The sequence below is a fragment of the Paenibacillus piri genome, assembly GCF_004354045.1.
Taxonomy (GTDB): Bacteria; Bacillota; Bacilli; order Paenibacillales; family NBRC-103111; genus Paenibacillus_S; species Paenibacillus_S piri.
The window spans coordinates 1-16,839 of sequence record NZ_SMRT01000028.1 but is presented as its reverse complement, the minus strand read 5'-3'; the positions used below and the strand labels follow the sequence as shown (position 1 = coordinate 16,839).

At 46.4% G+C, this 16,839-nt stretch carries 14 protein-coding genes, 1 pseudogene and 1 riboswitch; of the genes and pseudogenes, 5 read left to right on the top strand and 10 right to left on the bottom strand.

The genetic code is table 11. The annotated features are described in order from the left end of the window. Positions 1-23 precede the first annotated feature (23 nt). On the top strand, positions 24-536 hold the full coding sequence (locus tag E1757_RS32770) for a MarR family winged helix-turn-helix transcriptional regulator (protein WP_133236212.1): 513 nt from the start codon (positions 24-26) through the stop codon (positions 534-536). A 377-nt stretch (positions 537-913) separates the two neighbouring features. Here E1757_RS32770 and E1757_RS32765 read toward each other — a convergent pair whose 3' ends face one another. The 5 genes from E1757_RS32765 to E1757_RS36060 form a co-directional block, all read right to left on the bottom strand. Then, positions 914-2,239 (bottom strand): MDR family MFS transporter, encoded by a 1,326-nt coding sequence (locus E1757_RS32765; RefSeq protein WP_425464878.1) that lies wholly within the window; start codon positions 2,237-2,239, stop codon positions 914-916. A gap of 305 nt (positions 2,240-2,544) precedes the next feature. Further along, entirely contained in the window at positions 2,545-3,156 is a 612-nt protein-coding gene (locus E1757_RS32760) for a TetR/AcrR family transcriptional regulator (protein ID WP_133236210.1), read from the bottom strand. Between the two features lie 562 nt (positions 3,157-3,718). Then, positions 3,719-4,486, bottom strand: a complete 768-nt coding sequence (locus E1757_RS32755) for a nucleotidyltransferase domain-containing protein (RefSeq protein WP_133236208.1) — start codon at positions 4,484-4,486, stop codon at positions 3,719-3,721. A gap of 741 nt (positions 4,487-5,227) precedes the next feature. After that, the gene (locus tag E1757_RS32750; protein ID WP_133236206.1) at positions 5,228-6,235 is read right to left on the bottom strand and encodes a hypothetical protein; all 1,008 of its coding nucleotides are present in this window, start codon (positions 6,233-6,235) and stop codon (positions 5,228-5,230) included. A 788-nt stretch (positions 6,236-7,023) separates the two neighbouring features. Continuing rightward, positions 7,024-7,191, bottom strand: coding sequence for a hypothetical protein (locus E1757_RS36060; RefSeq protein ID WP_165972383.1), 168 nt, complete (start codon positions 7,189-7,191; stop codon positions 7,024-7,026). Positions 7,192-7,298: 107 nt separating this feature from the next. Then, positions 7,299-7,445, bottom strand: a riboswitch (cyclic di-AMP (ydaO/yuaA leader). Positions 7,446-7,661: 216 nt separating this feature from the next. On the opposite strand from E1757_RS36060, the gene E1757_RS32745 reads away from it, so the two are divergent. Continuing rightward, positions 7,662-8,243 (top strand): RNA polymerase sigma factor, encoded by a 582-nt coding sequence (locus tag E1757_RS32745; RefSeq protein WP_133236297.1) that lies wholly within the window; start codon positions 7,662-7,664, stop codon positions 8,241-8,243. Then, a complete protein-coding gene (locus E1757_RS32740; protein WP_133236204.1) occupies positions 8,230-9,498 on the top strand; it encodes a hypothetical protein in 1,269 nt (422 codons plus the stop codon). Before E1757_RS32745 ends, E1757_RS32740 begins: the two co-directional genes overlap by 14 nt. Before the next feature lie 115 nt (positions 9,499-9,613). Here the strand turns inward: E1757_RS32740 and E1757_RS32735 are convergent. From E1757_RS32735 to E1757_RS32725, 4 genes and pseudogenes are all read right to left on the bottom strand, one after another. After that, positions 9,614-9,805: pseudogene (locus tag E1757_RS32735) on the bottom strand (VOC family protein); the annotation flags it as partial. Then, positions 9,759-9,977, bottom strand: a complete 219-nt coding sequence (locus E1757_RS37440) for a YhjD family protein (RefSeq protein ID WP_484217468.1) — start codon at positions 9,975-9,977, stop codon at positions 9,759-9,761. The pseudogene E1757_RS32735 and the gene E1757_RS37440, both read right to left, overlap by 47 nt. A 254-nt stretch (positions 9,978-10,231) precedes the next feature. Further along, complete coding sequence (locus tag E1757_RS32730) at positions 10,232-11,590, bottom strand: sensor histidine kinase (protein ID WP_133236202.1); 1,359 nt, start codon at positions 11,588-11,590, stop codon at positions 10,232-10,234. After that, complete coding sequence (locus E1757_RS32725) at positions 11,587-12,273, bottom strand: response regulator transcription factor (protein WP_133236295.1); 687 nt, start codon at positions 12,271-12,273, stop codon at positions 11,587-11,589. Before E1757_RS32725 ends, E1757_RS32730 begins: the two co-directional genes overlap by 4 nt. A gap of 194 nt (positions 12,274-12,467) precedes the next feature. Here E1757_RS32725 and E1757_RS32720 point away from each other — a divergent pair, with 194 nt between their 5' ends. Both E1757_RS32720 and E1757_RS32715 read left to right on the top strand, forming a co-directional pair. Further along, positions 12,468-12,902, top strand: a complete 435-nt coding sequence (locus tag E1757_RS32720) for a hypothetical protein (RefSeq protein ID WP_133236200.1) — start codon at positions 12,468-12,470, stop codon at positions 12,900-12,902. 17 nt (positions 12,903-12,919) lie between these two features. Beyond that, positions 12,920-14,992, top strand: coding sequence for a multicopper oxidase family protein (locus E1757_RS32715; RefSeq protein WP_133236198.1), 2,073 nt, complete (start codon positions 12,920-12,922; stop codon positions 14,990-14,992). 1,447 nt (positions 14,993-16,439) lie between these two features. On the opposite strand, the gene E1757_RS32705 is transcribed toward E1757_RS32715, so the two are convergent. Then, a partial coding sequence (locus tag E1757_RS32705) for a YdeI/OmpD-associated family protein (RefSeq protein ID WP_133236196.1) occupies positions 16,440-16,839 on the bottom strand: 400 nt, incomplete at its 5' end.

The following is a 16,839-nucleotide window of genomic DNA, read 5'->3' as shown; positions in this document are numbered from 1 at the left end:
TTGTCAAGTACTTGGAGGAAAATATGATGACCATGAATCAACAGCCTCAAAATCCCTTAATTGGCCAACACATAAATACCATCCTACAGGCCATACTCAACCGGAATCTCTCCGTTCTCCATCAAGCCGGTTTTGATGACATCCGCCCTGCTCACCTTTCCATCTTTAGGAACCTCGTCCCCCACGGTCTTCACATCAGTGAGCTCGCCAACCGTGCCGGCATCACGAAAGCCTCGGTAACCTATTTAGTAGATTATCTACAGGAGCGGAGATATGTAGAACGAGTGCCTGATGCTAACGATGGACGTGCAGCACTAGTCCAGTTCAGCGAGCGTGGTTGGTCGGCCTATCATGTAGCTTGGACAGCTGTCCAGCACCTCCAAGAAGAATGGGCCCAACTTGTAGGCCAGAAGGAAATGGATAATTTTATCGACACCCTTACTTATTTAGCAAACCACGTCTCCGAGACGGAGCAAGCAGAGCCAAACATTGAACAGGGGCCTCGCTTACGTGGGAGACGCCATACTGGTCTATAAAGGAGAAGATCAATGCTCCAGAAGATTCGCCTCTTTAGTTGTTTCGGGTCTTAACCGGATAACGTCCCATCTCCATCAAATTCTGCGGTAATGTGATTTGGTTATAGGAATTCAGGATAACCTCGTCACTGCCCGTTAAATCAATGAAAAAGCAGACTGTCGCGGCGGTCTGCTTGTTAAAGTATAGTACCCGTTAGCTTAATTCCACAAAGTGAGTCTCATTTTCGAATTAGCCTTAACAGATAATCCGATAGATTGATAAAAATAATCAATCACATGGTTGTAATCACGTGCAACGTGAGTAATAGTTTACGGAGTGAAGGCGACAAGGTCATGAATAATTACTCCCCGCATTCGAATGGACATTGAGCCGGGACCTAGTGACCCATCATCGCGTTGGCGTTGGCATTCTCCGGTTCGCTGCCTTCGCCGCCGTTTTGATCGCCCGACTGCGGCTTCGGTCTGCGAAGAATAAGTCCAAGCAGGGCTCCCGCGCAAGCAATGCCCGCCGAGAGCAGGAAGGTGTCGCCGTACGCGGCTACTGCGGAGCCGATTGGATCGGTTCCTCCGGATTCCTTCATATGCCCGGTCAGCTGTGAAGTAAGATATCCGCTCAAGCCTGCCACAGCGAAGGAAACCATAACCTGCTGCGCAGCTGTGGTCAACGGAGTTACGCGGCCGACCAGCCTTTTCGGTGCGGATTGAAGCACATGGGTATTAAGAGGCATCATAGTCAGACCGCTGCCTCCTCCTAACATAACCAAGCTGAGCATAGTGTAGGTCAAGCTGGTATCTGGAGAAATCCGAGAAAGCATAACAAATCCTGCCGTAATAAGCCCGAGTCCTGTCATCGCCAATGGCCGCGCGCCGATTTTATCGAACAGTCTGCCGCCGATGGGCATCAAGAATGCTGAGGCAAGCGCTTGGGGCAGCATGACCAGCCCTGTTTTCAATGGACCGTAGCCTCTGATATCTTGTAAGAACAATGGAATGAGAACCATGGCACCGAATAATGCGATCTGCAACATCCACGCGATCAGAATGCCCCGAGTGAAATCGGAGGAACGGAATACCCGAAGCTCCAATAGCGGCTCCTTCTGCCGCAGTTCGACAATGATGAACAACAGCAGGGCAATCCCGCCGATTGACAACCCGGTTATGGTTTGGGTGGAGGTCCAGCTATGGCTTCCTTCGTTGACACCGTATGCCAGCATGGCGAAAGCGGCGGGTCCAAGGATCATTCCCAGATAATCCAGCGCAGGAACGGCTTTGTGTTCGAAGCGAGGTAAATAACGGATGCCGACTAGAATAGCGATGATTCCGATGGGCAAATTAATTAGGAAAATCCAATGCCACGTGGCGTATTCCACAAGCCAACCGGACAAAATGGGACCGATGGCAGGAGCCAGAAGCATCGGAACGCCGAGCATTCCCATTACGGCGCCCCTCTTCCCTTCTGGAGCAAGCTTGAATACCAAAGCATAACCGATTGGCATGACCATACCGCCGCCGAGGCCTTGAATAACTCGGAAGAGAACCAGTTGCTCCGGTGAAGCAGCTAATGAACAAAGCACCGAGCCTAAAGTAAATAAGCCGATGGTAATCAGAAAAATACGTTTGGTTCCGAACCGGTCTGTCATCCAGCCTGCTAACGGTATGACAGCGGATAAAGCGAGGGTATAGCCGGTAATGGCCCATTGCATGCTGCGTACGTCTGTGTCGAAATAATCCAGGGTACAGCGTTGTTAACCGCCGTAGTATCAAGGAGGACCATGAACATTCCTAGTACGACAGCCAATAACGGTCCAATGAGTGATTTAATCGATACGGATTGAGCTGATTCTGCGGAGTTTGTTGTTGATTTGCTCATACAGGAGTCATCCTCTCAGTTTATTTATCAACTAACCAGTTGGTTGAATAATGCTACAAGAGGGCAATTTCTCCTCTTGATTTCCTAGGCTAATTAAAGCTGTCCTAATGCTCTAACTTGAACTGTTCCTTCATTGAGCTAACATAAGAATTGCGGACGGAAGTCCTCAATAAAGGATTGCCGGAAGGTCTGTTCGTCCATGCCTGAGTACTCCGTCCATTGCTCGCCGATGGTAAGATACAACAGAACGGGACCGAATCCGAAGAAAAAGATGTTCATTTTTAACCGAGTCAGCTTCTCCGAATCCATGCCCGCCTTTTCGGCCAACGTATTCAAATGGGGGATGGCGGATTCGACAATCCGGAAGATATCCCGGGCGAACTCATCGTTTTTTAACGCTTCGATGGCAATAATCCTCAGGAACGACCTGCGTTTGACGAACATCCCCATCATGTGTTCGCCGAGTCGTTCTGCAAGAACGGGCTCGTCGGAAGACAATGATTCGATGAAACGCAGCTTTTCCTCGGACATTTCCTTGAAATGCTTATCCGTTAAGGCCCGAAGCAGCTTTTCCTTGCTCTGGAAGTAATAATAAAGCATTGCTTTATTGACGCTGGCTCTTTTGGCGATTTCATCAACTCTTGCGCCGTCGAAGCCCTTTTCAGCGAACACGGCTTCTGCGGCGGCGAGAATTTTCTGCTGGCTGGCTTGGGCATCCCGCTCTTGAGCGGCTTTGGGTATCTTGGGCAATGGCTTACCTCCTCGAGATGAAGTTTACAACCAACTGTTTAGTTAATAATGTAGCCCATTGGATGGAACTTGTCAATGGTGTCGAAAATCTCGAGATCATGCAGTACCATACATGCCAATGTCCTCGGCACGCATGACTTTCGCTTTTAACACAGTATTGGAACTATCCTGCCCATTAGCGCAATGACGGCTGAGCCGTTTTGGTGTTGCACTATCGTGTCCCGTTAGCTTAACAGGACCGAAGGCCGAATAGCCCGAAGCGTGAATGCGGTGTTAGCCGATGCTTCCTCTTCTTCGAGTTACCCACCGAATATGTCTTGATCTTCTTATGCCCTTATCCGAACTTGACCTTAGATGCTTCTGGCTTTGAGGGTTTACCCATATGTTCTTAACCTAGGAAATTTCGGCTAACGTTTTGTATTGACGACGTCCTGGCCCCTTAGAGCCGTTGCTTATAGTTGTGAGGCTTGCCGAACACCTAATGCAGTGACGTCCCGACGGGCTTTAGGGGGCTGGATGTGGTCACTCGCTTCTCAGAGTGACCCCGAGCGTCAATATGGTGTTAGCCGAAGGAAGTTCTGGAAGCAGCCATTGTATTTAAGGCGTTCTCAAAATAGCTATATACTTCATCTGCAATTCCAAGAAACTCTTCAACAGGTACATGACTATCCAAGTAACAAGCATACAGATAATCAACTAAAGCGGAATCAATCTCACAATAGTCTAATATGGTATTTTTCATCTTAATAATGTCATCTTGCCATACACCTGTATCTTCTAAAACCAAAGAGTATAATGCACGAATTAATCTCTTAGAATAACCTTTAATATATCTAGTTTTCATTGTGTTATCACTAGCATTAGAAAGTAAACTATGTATACGATCTACTTCCTCCTTGGTCTCTGTATTTAAGTCTAAAATGAACTCTGGAGAAGTGATTATCGGTGGCACTCTTTCACCAACGTCATGACCATATACGCAAACACAAATTATCTTAATCCAAAAACCCCACTCATTCGGTTTACTTAATACATCGTCAATCGAGCAAATTATCGTATCAATCTTAGTTACTACTGGATATTCTTCCAAAAGATTGTCTTTAATATTTGACAATCTTTCGTAATCAATATCTTTGGGATTTACACATACAATAGTAAAGTCTGCATCTGACTTAAAAGGTTTAGCAGTTCCTTTTGGAATCGAGCCACACATATAAATGCTATGAATCTTACCTTTAAATTCGGTAAGTATATTATCTATATACTTATCAACAAAATCCTTATATTCACTTTGTATTACAATTCTATTTATAACTTTTTCTAATATCATATAGACTCCTCCTAAACATGTAAGAACTTCTTTCGGCTAACGTTCTTGAATTCTCGACGTCCGACGGAGTCGGATGTGTCCGGCTGAATCTACTACCTGGCTTCTCAACTTCGAGGGCGTAGCCCGAAGCGTGATTGCGGTGTTAGCCGATGCTTCCTCTTCTTAGAGTTACCCACCGAATATGTCTTGATCTTCTTATGCCCTTATCCATTCTTGACCTTTATATGCCCATATCCGACCTTGACCTTCATATGCCCTTATCCGAACTTGACCTTAGATGCTTCTGGCTTTGAGGGTTTACCCATATGTTCTTGACCTAGGAAGTTTCGGCTAACAGTGTATTTACGAACTTCGCGAAAATTATCAATTTTTAAGTATTCGCGAAGTTATTGAACAATTCTGCCCGTTAGCTTAATGTCGATGCCGGTTGTTACTTAAATCCCTTCTTCAATTCACTGTGATCCGTCGGGAATGAGATAAAGTTCTTGTCATTTGATTTTGACAAGAACTTTATCCCATAAAATAAAAATGCCGCGATTCACGCGGCAATTAATGGGAAATGTTCTTGTCACCCGACAACTTTTAATTGACCGGACCTTTAATATTTTCAGATAATCCAAAAATGATAAAGCCCCAAAAAATAGTGGCCAATTGCAAAGCATACGTTTTATTAGGTATTCCAACTGCAGATTTATCCATAATTGCGGCTCCAGTTAAGAAGTTATATTAGTACGGTTTGTGTTATGAAAAATTGGTACGGCTTAATTGATATTGGATTCCTGCGGTTGTATTGCTTAATTCTTCGCTGACAATCCAATCGTCATAACCTTGGTAGCTTTGTCCCAGTTCGCGGCCAAGCTCGAGCTCAGTCGGCGAGAAAAAGGTTGTTGTCTGCATAAATTCGGGCATATATTGCGGCGTCTGCGGTACTTTCTCAGAATCGGAATAATCCATATCCTCGTCGCTGTCATAAAACTTTTGTTGCGGCACATCGTCCATATCGACCTTTTTTTTATCAAAGTAATCATTCCAACCGCCTGCATCTTCCTTCTCCTCATAAACGTCTGCGTATTGGTCAAATTTCCCCGCTTTTTTGGTTTTCCGGTCCTGAGAGGTTGTAACATAATATTTTTCCCCGGGAATATCTTTGCCCCCGACCGTCGTTCCGGAATCGCTGGTAAGCTTATTCGCTTCAAAATAGGTTCCTTTTACTTTACGGGTTGGAGTTTCTATCTGGGTACGACGTCCGTGCTGCCCCGTATCATATTGCTCCGGACTTATCGTGGAAGGCTTCTTGCCGCTAGGCAAAGGCTCTTGTTCCTGATCGGTGGTGCGGATCTTAGAGGTACCGCCCGACTTAAACACTTGCCTTTTTTTCGATCCTAAAATCATCCGCTCCTTTTGGGACGGATCTGTTATCGTATCCTCATAGCCCTGTTGGTGTCCACGGGTGAGCTGCGGATCTTTTTTTCTTTTTTTCTTCTGATGGTCCTCTTTATCTGTCACGTGTTTGCCTGAGGTTCCGACCTTCCCTTCCGCAAAATCTTCCAGCGATTCCCCTCCGTATTCAGACTTGCGTTTACCTGTCGGACGGCTTGATATATCGGTATCCGTAAAGCTGGAAGAAGGATTTTCTCCGACGTTGGCATTCCAATGGATTTTACCGCTGCCTTTCTCTTCAATTACGGTTAATGACATCTCATCAAGCTCTTTCTTTTGTTGAGCAGACAGTTTTTTGCTTTTAAACAATTCATACCGTTTACTTTTGGAATTCGTTGTCCAGCGTACCGATTTCTCGTCCAAGCCTGTATGGGACATCGGATGCCATACCGGGAGCATGCCTTTATGCTCCGGTTTGTGGAATTCCGGATTTTCCGTGGGAGCTCCGATTTTCTCATGGCTGCGGTAAAAGCCTTGGCGGTTTTTAAAACGTTTGGCCTTTTTCATGTTTTGTTGATCCACAGGTTTGATAGTAGGCGCTTTGGACGTATCTCCGGCGATATGAGCGAAAAATGAAGCTTGGTCCGGATAATCGTAAATTTGGGTACGGTCCTGGTGCCGGTTTCTTACCTCGACTTGTTCATTAGACTTCAGCTTCTTAAAATCATCATCTTCCTCATCCAGCCTTGCAAGACTGCCGTTATAAGTAACAAGCCTTTGCAAACTGCCTGCCTCTGCGGGCTTCACAGCGGATATATCCAGCGACTCCAACATCTGTTTGGTACGCCGGTTACCGATCGTCCGCTGCAAATAGGCAGCGTGCTGCGGCAATTGACGGCTTGATGAATATTGAAGCCTGTTTATGATAGAGTTGGAACTGTACTCTGGAGGAGCCTGTTTATCCTGACTATTATGCCAATGATCTTCTTGTGCCCGGTTCCGGCTGGAAATATGGTGATGCGTTGGTTTCATAATATCCGTCCACATCCTTCCGCTTCATAGAGCCATAGCTTTCCATATTATAACATATCCGGAACGGCCGCAAAGTAAAAAAGAATCCATCATCACAAACGACGATGGATTCCAGCCATAGTTTCTCAATCCGGAACTATAAAATAATTTCTGCCGAACAGATCAATAACCTCTTCATGATCCGCTTTTTTACCGTTGCGATGCGCTAAAAATTGTATGAATTCGTAAGCTGTCCTCTGGTCGTGTTCATTTAAACCGTCCAACAAACAAAGTAACTTTTCTTTACTAACCATACATAAATCCTCCTCTCAAATTAAAGAAAGTAGAGACGGAAAGACTTATTTGCTCCTGGAATGCATAATAAACACAAGGCTAGATCTTGTGTTTAACCAAGCAAATCTATCCTTCCCACTCTCGCCTACGAGGTTAGCTGCCGGATTCGGACGGTGAGAAATCGCCCTACAACATGCACAAGTTGTGCATGCTGATTCACCCCAAGTACTTGGTTCCCCCGTTTTTCTCAAAGAAAACTCAGCGTCGACAAAGTGATTTTTGGCTGTACTATATTTTACCTCTTGGACAGGCATTTTGTAAAGATCAATTTTTTTACCATTAGTTTGGATAATCTTGTCGAAATATTAAACCTTTTCCTTTCCTCGTTCGTCAGAAATGTATGGAGTATGGCCTCATGAAGCGGTAAACTAATAAAGTTAGGATGTTTTGATCCATGAATATTGAACCTGTAATTAAGGCCGATCGTCCAATGATTGAGGTGGCAGTGTTGGAATCCAAGGCGAATTTCGAATACTTAAAATATTTGTCCGAAAGCTCTGATAAAAAAGCGATTCTTGAGGAGCTGATGACGGCTTACGGCAAGGATGTGTGGAATTATGCGTTCAGTATGACCCGAAGATGGGACCAAGCGGATGATATAACGCAGGAAGTATTTCTCAAAGTGTTCCGCAATCTATATACATTCCGCAGTGAATCATCGGTGAAAACATGGATTTTGACGATTAGCCGCAATATGACGCTGGATTACCGGCGCTCCGCCTTTTATCGCAAGGTAACGTTAATGGAATTTATAACCCCGGCCGGCGAGCCGGTTAACAAAACCGAACAAGCCGTGATCGAAAAAATGGCGGTTAACGATTTATGGAAGCTTGTCCTGAAGCTGCCTGTCAAATACCGGGAGGTGCTGCTGCTGTACGCCCACTACCAGCTTTCGATCAAAGAAATGGCTCAAATATTAGGATTGACCGAAGGAACCGTTAAATCAAGGCTGTATCATGCCCGTAAAAAAGTTTTGAAGCTAAAGGAGAGTCAGAGTTATGGATCCGATTGACGACGAGTTGAAAAAAGGCTTGGCCGACGGACCGCTTATCCGTGACGGGTTCTCCGAAACATTAAAGAAACGCATTATGGAACGCGCGGAGGAACAAAGCGGAAATCCAAAGCAATGGCTGCGTTGGAGCGCCGGCATTTGCGCCGGACTATTATCGGTAGCTGTCTTTTTGTCCGTGGAATGGAACCGGCCGACTGAACAAGAAGCAACCGGGTTATTAGTTAATGAAACAACCCGCAGCGAACCTGCCGCGGCACAAATGGCCAGTGAGTATCCGTTCCGGCTTCACTCCGCGCTGCTAATCGGCTTGCGTAAAGATTATCCGCAAGCGGCCGGCAGCTCCGAATACAGTACTTACAGAACCGTTTTGCTTGCGCCGGAAGACGGCAGCTTACGCCGGATTGCCGAGGGTGACGGAATCGTAATGCCGTATAAAACCGATTTTATGAAAATTGCACCCCAAAGTACTCAGAAGGCCGATGGTGAATACCGGTCGTTACATGCTTTTACCGCTACCGGCAGCCTCAAAATGCGCGAGCCGGCTTCTATACCGCCTGCGTCCGCAAGGCTGAATGAAAAGCTGCTGTTTGCCGGCAACCGTTATTTGGCGTTAGCCCAGACGATCAGGCAAAAGGACCAAACCAAGGAAAACCGGTATGAATATGTTTGGGTTAAAGACCTGCAGGAATTGGCGTCTAATAAACCTCCAACCCCGTCACCGCCGCAGCTGGATCCACATGTTTCCTTGACGAAGGTTTTAGGCGACTCCGTGAAGCTCCCGCTGAAAGCAATAAACGCTGTTGCCCCCAGGGCACCGGGCGCTGTCGGACCGGTTAAGGCTGTACCGGATGAGAACGGTGAAAGCTGGACGATAGTCCGCAAGCAAGGCGAATGGGTCCCGCAAGTTGCCTCGTACAACAGTACAGACCCGTCGGTTTTCGGCTACCAGCTTCACGAGTTACCGGTTGATTTGCCGAACGCGGTCGTTTCCTATGACCGGTTATCGGCCGGCTGGGATGAAATCCGGCAAATACGTCCGGACGCGAAGGACGCTTTTTCTTCACCGAACGATGACATAGTAGGAATCATTTCGGAGCGGGAAATCACCGTATATCCGTTTGACGGCCAAATCGTTCCCGCTCCCCTGCTCACCATTAACTTAGCGCCAAACGAATCGGTCGTTATGCTGCAATGGGCGGCAGAAGAGCCCTACATTGAAATGTGGAAGCAGAAAGGCAAGTTGCTGCTACATTAACCCCGGCTCAACGATGTTTGTATCTGAAAATCACACAGAGATGTTGAAGTAGACATAATAATTATTATGTCTACTTCTTTTAGCTATCGTTCTCCGTTAGCTTAACCTTCAATAGTTATTTGATTTTCTCAGCCAATTCCAAAATAATTCCTTCAGGACCACGAACATAACATAACTTATAACTTTCTGCATATTGCTGTATCTCACTAAAGAATTCCGTGCCCGTCTTTTTCAATTTGGCAACAATGAATCCAATATCTTCAACAGCAAAAGCAATATGTCGGATACCCAGCGTATTCGCAAAGGGTAATTAAATATAACTGCTTTAAGATATTTGTTGACGTCCTTATTTCGTCACTACTTCGCTCAACGATTGTTAGCATATGAGGCAATAGAATGAAATCCCGAGCCATTGTGTATTCTTCGGGTGTCGGTCGAGAAGTTTTTAGATTACACGTTCCATATGCAGCCTCCTTTATGTCTACATTTTATCATCCAACAGCATGTCCGGTTTCTCATGGATTGCTAATGTGCACAGTCCTGGCCTGACCGAATACAAATTTAATTTAACGAAGGATGGTAAATCAAACAATTCTGCCAAATAATAATTATTAAGCTTCATCCATTGGGTCAAACTGCGTAACGACATCGTTGCCGTATACATAGAACTTGATCTTATAAAACAAAAAAGCCGCGATTAATGGGAATAAGATTTGGTCACGAGATATAGATTTCATGACAAGTCATGAACTGGCTTTGAATCCGAAGAAAAGGGCAAGTATACAGTAAAACTCGTTCCTTGTCCAACTTCACTGGCTACTGTAATGCAACCTTGATGGGCCTCAACAAATTCTTTTGCAATTGCGAGTCCCAATCCCATCCCTCCCGTATGTCGGGAACGCGCTTCTTCGACGCGATAAAAACGATCAAACAAGTATGGAAGCTGCTCCGCCGCGATACCGGCTCCCGTATCCGCGACCGAGACAACGGCAAAACGCGAGCCCTCGTGGAAACTATTCGTTAGACGGATCGTGATATTTCCCCCGTGCGGTGTATACCTCAGCGCGTTGGTCAACAAATTATATAATACCTGTGTGATACGGTTTGGATCGAGGAATACGATCATCGTACTCGCTTGGTAAGAACAAATCATTTCGATTTTTCGATCTTCCGCTTCTGGCTTTAGCATATCGATAATCCGATTCAAGAGTAGAACAAGATCGGCCGGCTTCCGATCCAACGGCAATTTCCCAGCTTCGGCCAATGTCAGTTGGTGGAGATCGTCGACAAGCTTGGATAGACGAATCACTTCATCCTGCATGGGCAATAAGATTTCCGGAGGGACGTCTCGTCCACCCACCTGGATATTTTCCATTTGACATTGAATGATCGAAAGCGGCGTCCTTAACTCATGAGCCACATCGGCAGTCAGATGTTTACGCACCTCTTCTGCACGCATCAATTGCTTCGCCATATGATTGAGCGCTTCCGTTACCTTCCCGTATTCATCCTTCGTTGACACGGGAATTTGAATGTGAAGATTTCCATGTGCCATTTTTTCAATGGCCGGGATAAGACGCTTCAGGGGCAACGTCAGTCTCCTGATTAACCATAAGCCAAGAAGCAATGCAATTACCCCGGTTAAGGCGGGTACGATAAAACCTTCTGTTAGCATGGAGTCGAGAACATATATCTTTAATTCATGAGCTTCGGTTGATTCCCACCTGTCTACAAAGATTGTGCCGACAGGTATTTCGTTTATCTTAATGAGTTTTTGTTTCCCATGCTGAATCAAGGATTGAGGATCGCCTACCCCCTTGAAAAACAAGATATCTCCGTCAGTAGATAGTAGGGAGATTTCGCGTTGGTCCGGACTTCCCTGGCCCATTCCGTTGGAAATTTTCATTCGTTCTATGCCTTCCCATGAATTTCCGTGGTCCTTATAATAGGTTTCAAATATTCCTGACGTCTTATCTTTGGAATAATGCTCAAATCGGCTTTCCAAGTATCCCTGGGTTGTCCCAAAGTAGAACACAGTGACAAAAAGAACCAGCACCGCCATTGCGCCAAACAATTTTCCCCGAACGTTCATAACTTGTCACCGAATCGATAACCAAATCCATAAACGGTTTGAATATATTTCGGGATCGCCGGATCCTTTTCGATCTTTTTTCGCAGGTTGCTAATATGGGAATCGATCGTACGCTCGTAGTTGATAAAATCATCTTCCATTGCCGCTTTCATTAATTGGAGCCGACTGAATACAATACCGGGTTTGGCTGATAAAGTAAGCAGCAGTTTGAATTCGGTTGGAGTTAAAATGATTTCCTCTTCCCCATTCAGGACTTGGCATTTCGATTCAATTATCGTCAATTCTCCCCTTTGTATCGCCTGATGTTCTTCGGTTTTCCCCTGTAGCCGGCGTAAAACGGAACGTACCCTTGCTGTCAACTCCCTCAAGCTAAATGGCTTGGTCATGTAGTCGTCCGCTCCGATCTCCAACCCGATGATTTTATCTATTTCCTCCGTTTTTGCCGTCAACATAATAATTCCATACGACCCCATGTTCCGCAGTTCGCGGCAAACTTCAATTCCGCTCAATCCCGGAAGCATCCAGTCTAAAACGACCAAAGCCGGCTTCTCCGATTTGGCCATCGTTAGTGCATCTTTGCCGTTTGTGGCACTCACAATCCGAAATCCTTCTTTTTGTAAATACGAGGCCATTGCCTCAAGCATTCTCACTTCATCGTCCACCAGAAGTAAAGTCGTTTCCATATTCAACCCAGCTTCTTTCCGTTGTTTTACTCGTATTATAGCTTTATTTTCAGACAAAAACATAAGCACCATGCAAACAGGAGAAGTTCTCCACAAGTTCTGGACATTTGGCTGGTACACTTTGAGTCGAGTCTGAGAGAACCGGCTTGTGTTCCGGAATCGAATATCAGGTCAAAATCCGAGGTGGTTCCTTGTTGTTTTCCTGGGATGTAACCATGCTATGTAGCTTTCTGCTTGCCTTAAGAGTTGGACATGATTGGTGGATTAAAAAGGACTGCTTCCGGTTGTTTATGTTTCTGGTTTTTATTGTTTTCACTGTAGGATCGGCATGTATGGGATGGTTGTACATCAGAAATGTGGATCAGAACAACTCCTTCATAGAATGGATTTGGGAAAGTATGTCCATCGCAATCCTCATTTTGTTGGTACCTGTTTTTATGAAGTACCTCTATCTGCTTGCAGCCTCCAAAGGAGGATTTTATATCGAAACGGGAATCGTTCTTATGGTCATTGGAATGATGGCAGTCCTAACCCGTTTATTCGAAATGATGCCGTTCATCAGTTTAATCAGTGCAGGAGCGTTTTACTTCGGCTACGATTGGCTGCTAAACAAACACCATAAATTTTAGCTCGGGAGGTTCACAACATGATTTTGATTATTGCGGATTTGGCCATGATTTTTTTACTTTTTGTCATTTGGGGGATTGCCGGTTATCGCTCCAGCCACTTGCTATCCCTTCCTACGAAGAGCCGGGTCCGGTCCAGTGTACGTGGGATTATCGTACTATTCGGCATCGGCGTATTATTGCTGCTCGGGAAAATCGTAACCTCTTCCTTACTCGCTTCGAAAGGATGGTTATTTATACAGGATACTATTATTTTGCAGTCAGTACTGGTCGTGATACCTATAGTATCTGTACTGGTTTTTTCGGTTCCAAGGTTGCAGAAGATTGCGCGCCGCGAAATCACTAACCTAGAGCAACCGATGGACGTAACAGACAGAGCCGCTTTCTCCACACCGGCTCTCATACTTCCGATCCAGGCGGTAGGCTTCGGTACTGCCATGGAGTTGATACTGTCGTTATTTTTTCCGGCACAATCGATGGAATGGTCGAATCTCGTTATAATTCTGATGATATTCGCTGCTGTTACCGGCGTCCTTTGGGTGATCCAACGGCGACGCGGACGAACTGAAGGACATTCGGATAATCGGCAGGGTCAAAACCTTTTGTGGATTTCTGCCAGCGTACTTCTTGGCATTATTGTCGTTTCAAGCTGGTTTGTACTGTCGTCACAATCAAGCAGGATACCAGATCGAATGAGTATGACGATGGGGAAAATGGATTTTGGCCGGGGCGCTGTTACGACGGAACATCATATGAACGGGATGAACCACACGGTTTCTGGTGATGGGAAAACCGTCAGTGTGACCGATCTTGTCGGGCCTCAAACCGGAGTGCCGGACAAGAAGTTTACGCTTACCGCCTTGAAAAAAACAATACAGCTCAATTCTGGCTCCACAATCGATGCCTGGACGTACAATGGCCAGTCGCCAGGACCGGAACTACGCGTGAATCAAGGGGATCTCGTTGAAGTAACGTTGGTCAACAAAGATATCGACGAAGGAGTGACGATCCATTGGCACGGTCAGGATGTACCCAACGGCGAGGACGGCGTATCCGGGCTAACCCAGGATGCCGTCATGCCCGGACAAGCTTTTACCTATCGGTTCCACGCCAACCAAGTGGGATCGTATTGGTATCACTCTCACCAGCAATCGTCCGAACAAGTGCAGAAAGGGTTGTTCGGGGCATTCATTGTCGAACCCAAAGAATCATTGCAGTCAGAAACACAAGACATCGTCGTGATGACACATAGGTGGAATGACACGAATGAATCAGCGGCAGACTTGCTCGATACGCTTGAAGGACGTAAGATTGCGCCGGGTTCGCCGTTGCGGTTCCGATTGATTAACACGGATAACAAGCCGACAAGCTTTTTCCTGTCAGGCGTGAAGTTTAAGGTTTCAGCCATCGATGGAACGGATCTCAACGCCCCTGCAGACCTTGAAAACGCCCGACTGGAAGTCGCTGCAGGAGGACGCTATGATGTAACGTTCATCATGCCGGAACAACCGGTTTTACTCTCGATCGGTTCTTCGGCAAACCACATTTTATTAAGCGCAGACGGCAACGGGGCCACGCCGGAAGTAGTAAAAGGACCGGTGCTCGATCCTTTGTTATACGGCAGTCCGAAAACGACGCCTTTCGGGCTAGATAGCCGTTTCGACCGCGAGTTTGTGATGGTCATTGATAATAAGTTGGGATTTTTCGACGGCAAATTCGGTAGATTGCATACCTTCAATGGCGAGGTGTTCCCGAATACGCCAATGTTCATGGTTAAAGAGGGGGACCTTGTGAAGACGACGTTCGTGAACCGCAGCTTTGTGCCTCACCCGATGCACTTACACGGCCATAAAATGCTCGTACTCAGTAGAAATGGCAAAACAGCTTCCGGAAGCCCATGGTGGACAGACACACTGAACGTTAATCCTGGAGAAATTTACGAGGTGGCTTTCCGAGCTGACAATCCCGGCATTTGGATGGATCACTGCCACAATCTCATTCACGCTGCCGAAGGCATGACGCTGCATCTCGCTTATGAGGGTGTGACGACGCCATTTGAAGTCGGACATGCAACGATAAATAAACCGGAATAACTCTGTGGCCTCTACGAGGTCCCCCATGCTCATGCGTTCAGTGGGCGAACGGGGAACGAGGTTTCCAACCAATCTAACGTGTTACTAAAAGCATGAAGCCCGTCGCCGCAGTCCGCTGCTTAAAAAGGAAGCTGTTTTTCGTGAATTTTCCTCTAAATCGGCATTCGATCGGGTATTCTGGCACATGGATATCAGCACATCGGTTCCATTCGCGCAGACGACGGCGATTCGCTTTCCGGGGCCGATGGACAACAGATTCCGCGCAGCTCCCACTCCTCGTTCGGAACATACCGAAACCAAATTCCGTCGAATAGTGTCGTCACGGCGTAGGTATGCTTTGATGTAGCGAGTTTGCAACCGGGCGATACAGTTTTCGTATCCGGATCCCCCGTTTTTCCTCCGCCCAATATAATAGCGGCAAATTCAACAGGCAAATCTACCCGCCAAATGGCTGGCCGCGATCAGTCCGGCTTCAAATTAACGCGAACTTACGGCGAAGGAACCTGCACGTCTCATACCCCGTCTGGCTGGGCATCATGACGTCCAGGATGACGAGTCCGATTGCCGGCTGCCCCCTTCCAAGAAATTCAGCACTTCCCTGGCCGTTGCCTGCGGTAATAATCTCGTATGGCTACTCCGCCAAAGCGGCCATCTCGACCCGAAAATTTACCGGATCGACGTCAACCACCAAGATCGCCGTCTTCGGTTGATTTATCGTCACACCAGCGGCTTCTTGCCGGCACAACAACGTCTGCGAAATTTCCGCGCGAGGCGACAGACAGCGCCTACCTGAACCTGATGTGCCGCCCCTCTCCCTTGGAAGCTTCAGCGGCCTCTGCGCCGCTACCATGACTGACCGGTAATGTAAACGAAAATGTGGATCCCCTGCCGACTTTCGAATCGACTTCGACATGCCCACCGTGCAGTTCGACCTACCGCCTCACGATGCTGAGCCCGAGTCCTACCCCTCCATATTCCTTTGAAATCGGCGTGCTCGCTTTCACGAAAGCTTCCAAATATCATTTCCAGCTTATCCACTTGGATCCCAATGCCGGTATCGGCAATTTACCTGTAGCGTCGCGTTTGAAATCTTTCAAGCGACATGTTAATCTTGAGCCTGCTCTCCAGGGATTTTTGGAAGAATAGCCATATCGAGGTTAAGACGTAACATAATATCATCTGAGCCCTGAACGAAGCGCAGCTGCTTTACTGAATTTGTCTCCCCCTTATACCGATAATCATTTATACCATCCCATCTCGTCGGGAATGAGATCATGTTCTTATCAAAATCGGGAATGGGATCAAGTTCTTGTCATTTGGATTTGACAAGAACTTGATCCCATAAAACAAAAAATCCGCGATTTACGCGGCAATTAATGAGATAATGCTCTTGTCATCCGACAACATAAATGACAAGAACGCTGCGCTATCGTTCCCGTTAGGCTGATTAGGGATATATTTTTTCACCTTTTTCAAGCATCGCTACAAACTGTTGAATTCGTTTCGCCCGGGTTTCTTGCTTCTTGGCATTATGGATTCTGAACAGAACTGCATATTTATTTTGGCTATTCAACGTATCATAAAATGCCTTCGCTTTGACATTACGCTCAAGTTCAATTGCGAAATCCTCAGGCATAGAAGCGATACTTTGCGATTCGTAGGCCTTGTCCCATTGTCCATTCTTTTTGGCAACTTCAATCGCTTTGAACCCAGAGGGCTTCATTCTTCCATTTGTAATGAGAAGCTCTGCTTTGTCTTTATTCACTTTCGACCAGATGCTCCTAGCCCTACGCGGAGTAAATCGTTGAACCCACATTTTTTCATCAAACTTTTCCTTCTGGCTGTCA

Bases quoted from the DNA above. Each gene is read 5' to 3' on its own strand.
- E1757_RS32725 (WP_133236295.1), bottom strand. From the start codon at position 12,273: ATGGAAACGACTTTACTTCTGGTGGACGATGAAGTGAGAATGCTTGAG.
- E1757_RS32745 (WP_133236297.1), top strand. From the start codon at position 7,662: ATGATTGAGGTGGCAGTGTTGGAATCCAAGGCGAATTTCGAATACTTA.
- E1757_RS32740 (WP_133236204.1), top strand. From the start codon at position 8,230: ATGGATCCGATTGACGACGAGTTGAAAAAAGGCTTGGCCGACGGACCG.
- E1757_RS32770 (WP_133236212.1), top strand. From the start codon at position 24: ATGATGACCATGAATCAACAGCCTCAAAATCCCTTAATTGGCCAACAC.
- E1757_RS32755 (WP_133236208.1), bottom strand. From the start codon at position 4,486: ATGATATTAGAAAAAGTTATAAATAGAATTGTAATACAAAGTGAATAT.
- E1757_RS32715 (WP_133236198.1), top strand. From the start codon at position 12,920: ATGATTTTGATTATTGCGGATTTGGCCATGATTTTTTTACTTTTTGTC.
- E1757_RS36060 (WP_165972383.1), bottom strand. From the start codon at position 7,191: ATGGTTAGTAAAGAAAAGTTACTTTGTTTGTTGGACGGTTTAAATGAA.
- E1757_RS32730 (WP_133236202.1), bottom strand. From the start codon at position 11,590: ATGAACGTTCGGGGAAAATTGTTTGGCGCAATGGCGGTGCTGGTTCTT.
- E1757_RS32765 (WP_425464878.1), bottom strand. From the start codon at position 2,239: ATGCAATGGGCCATTACCGGCTATACCCTCGCTTTATCCGCTGTCATA.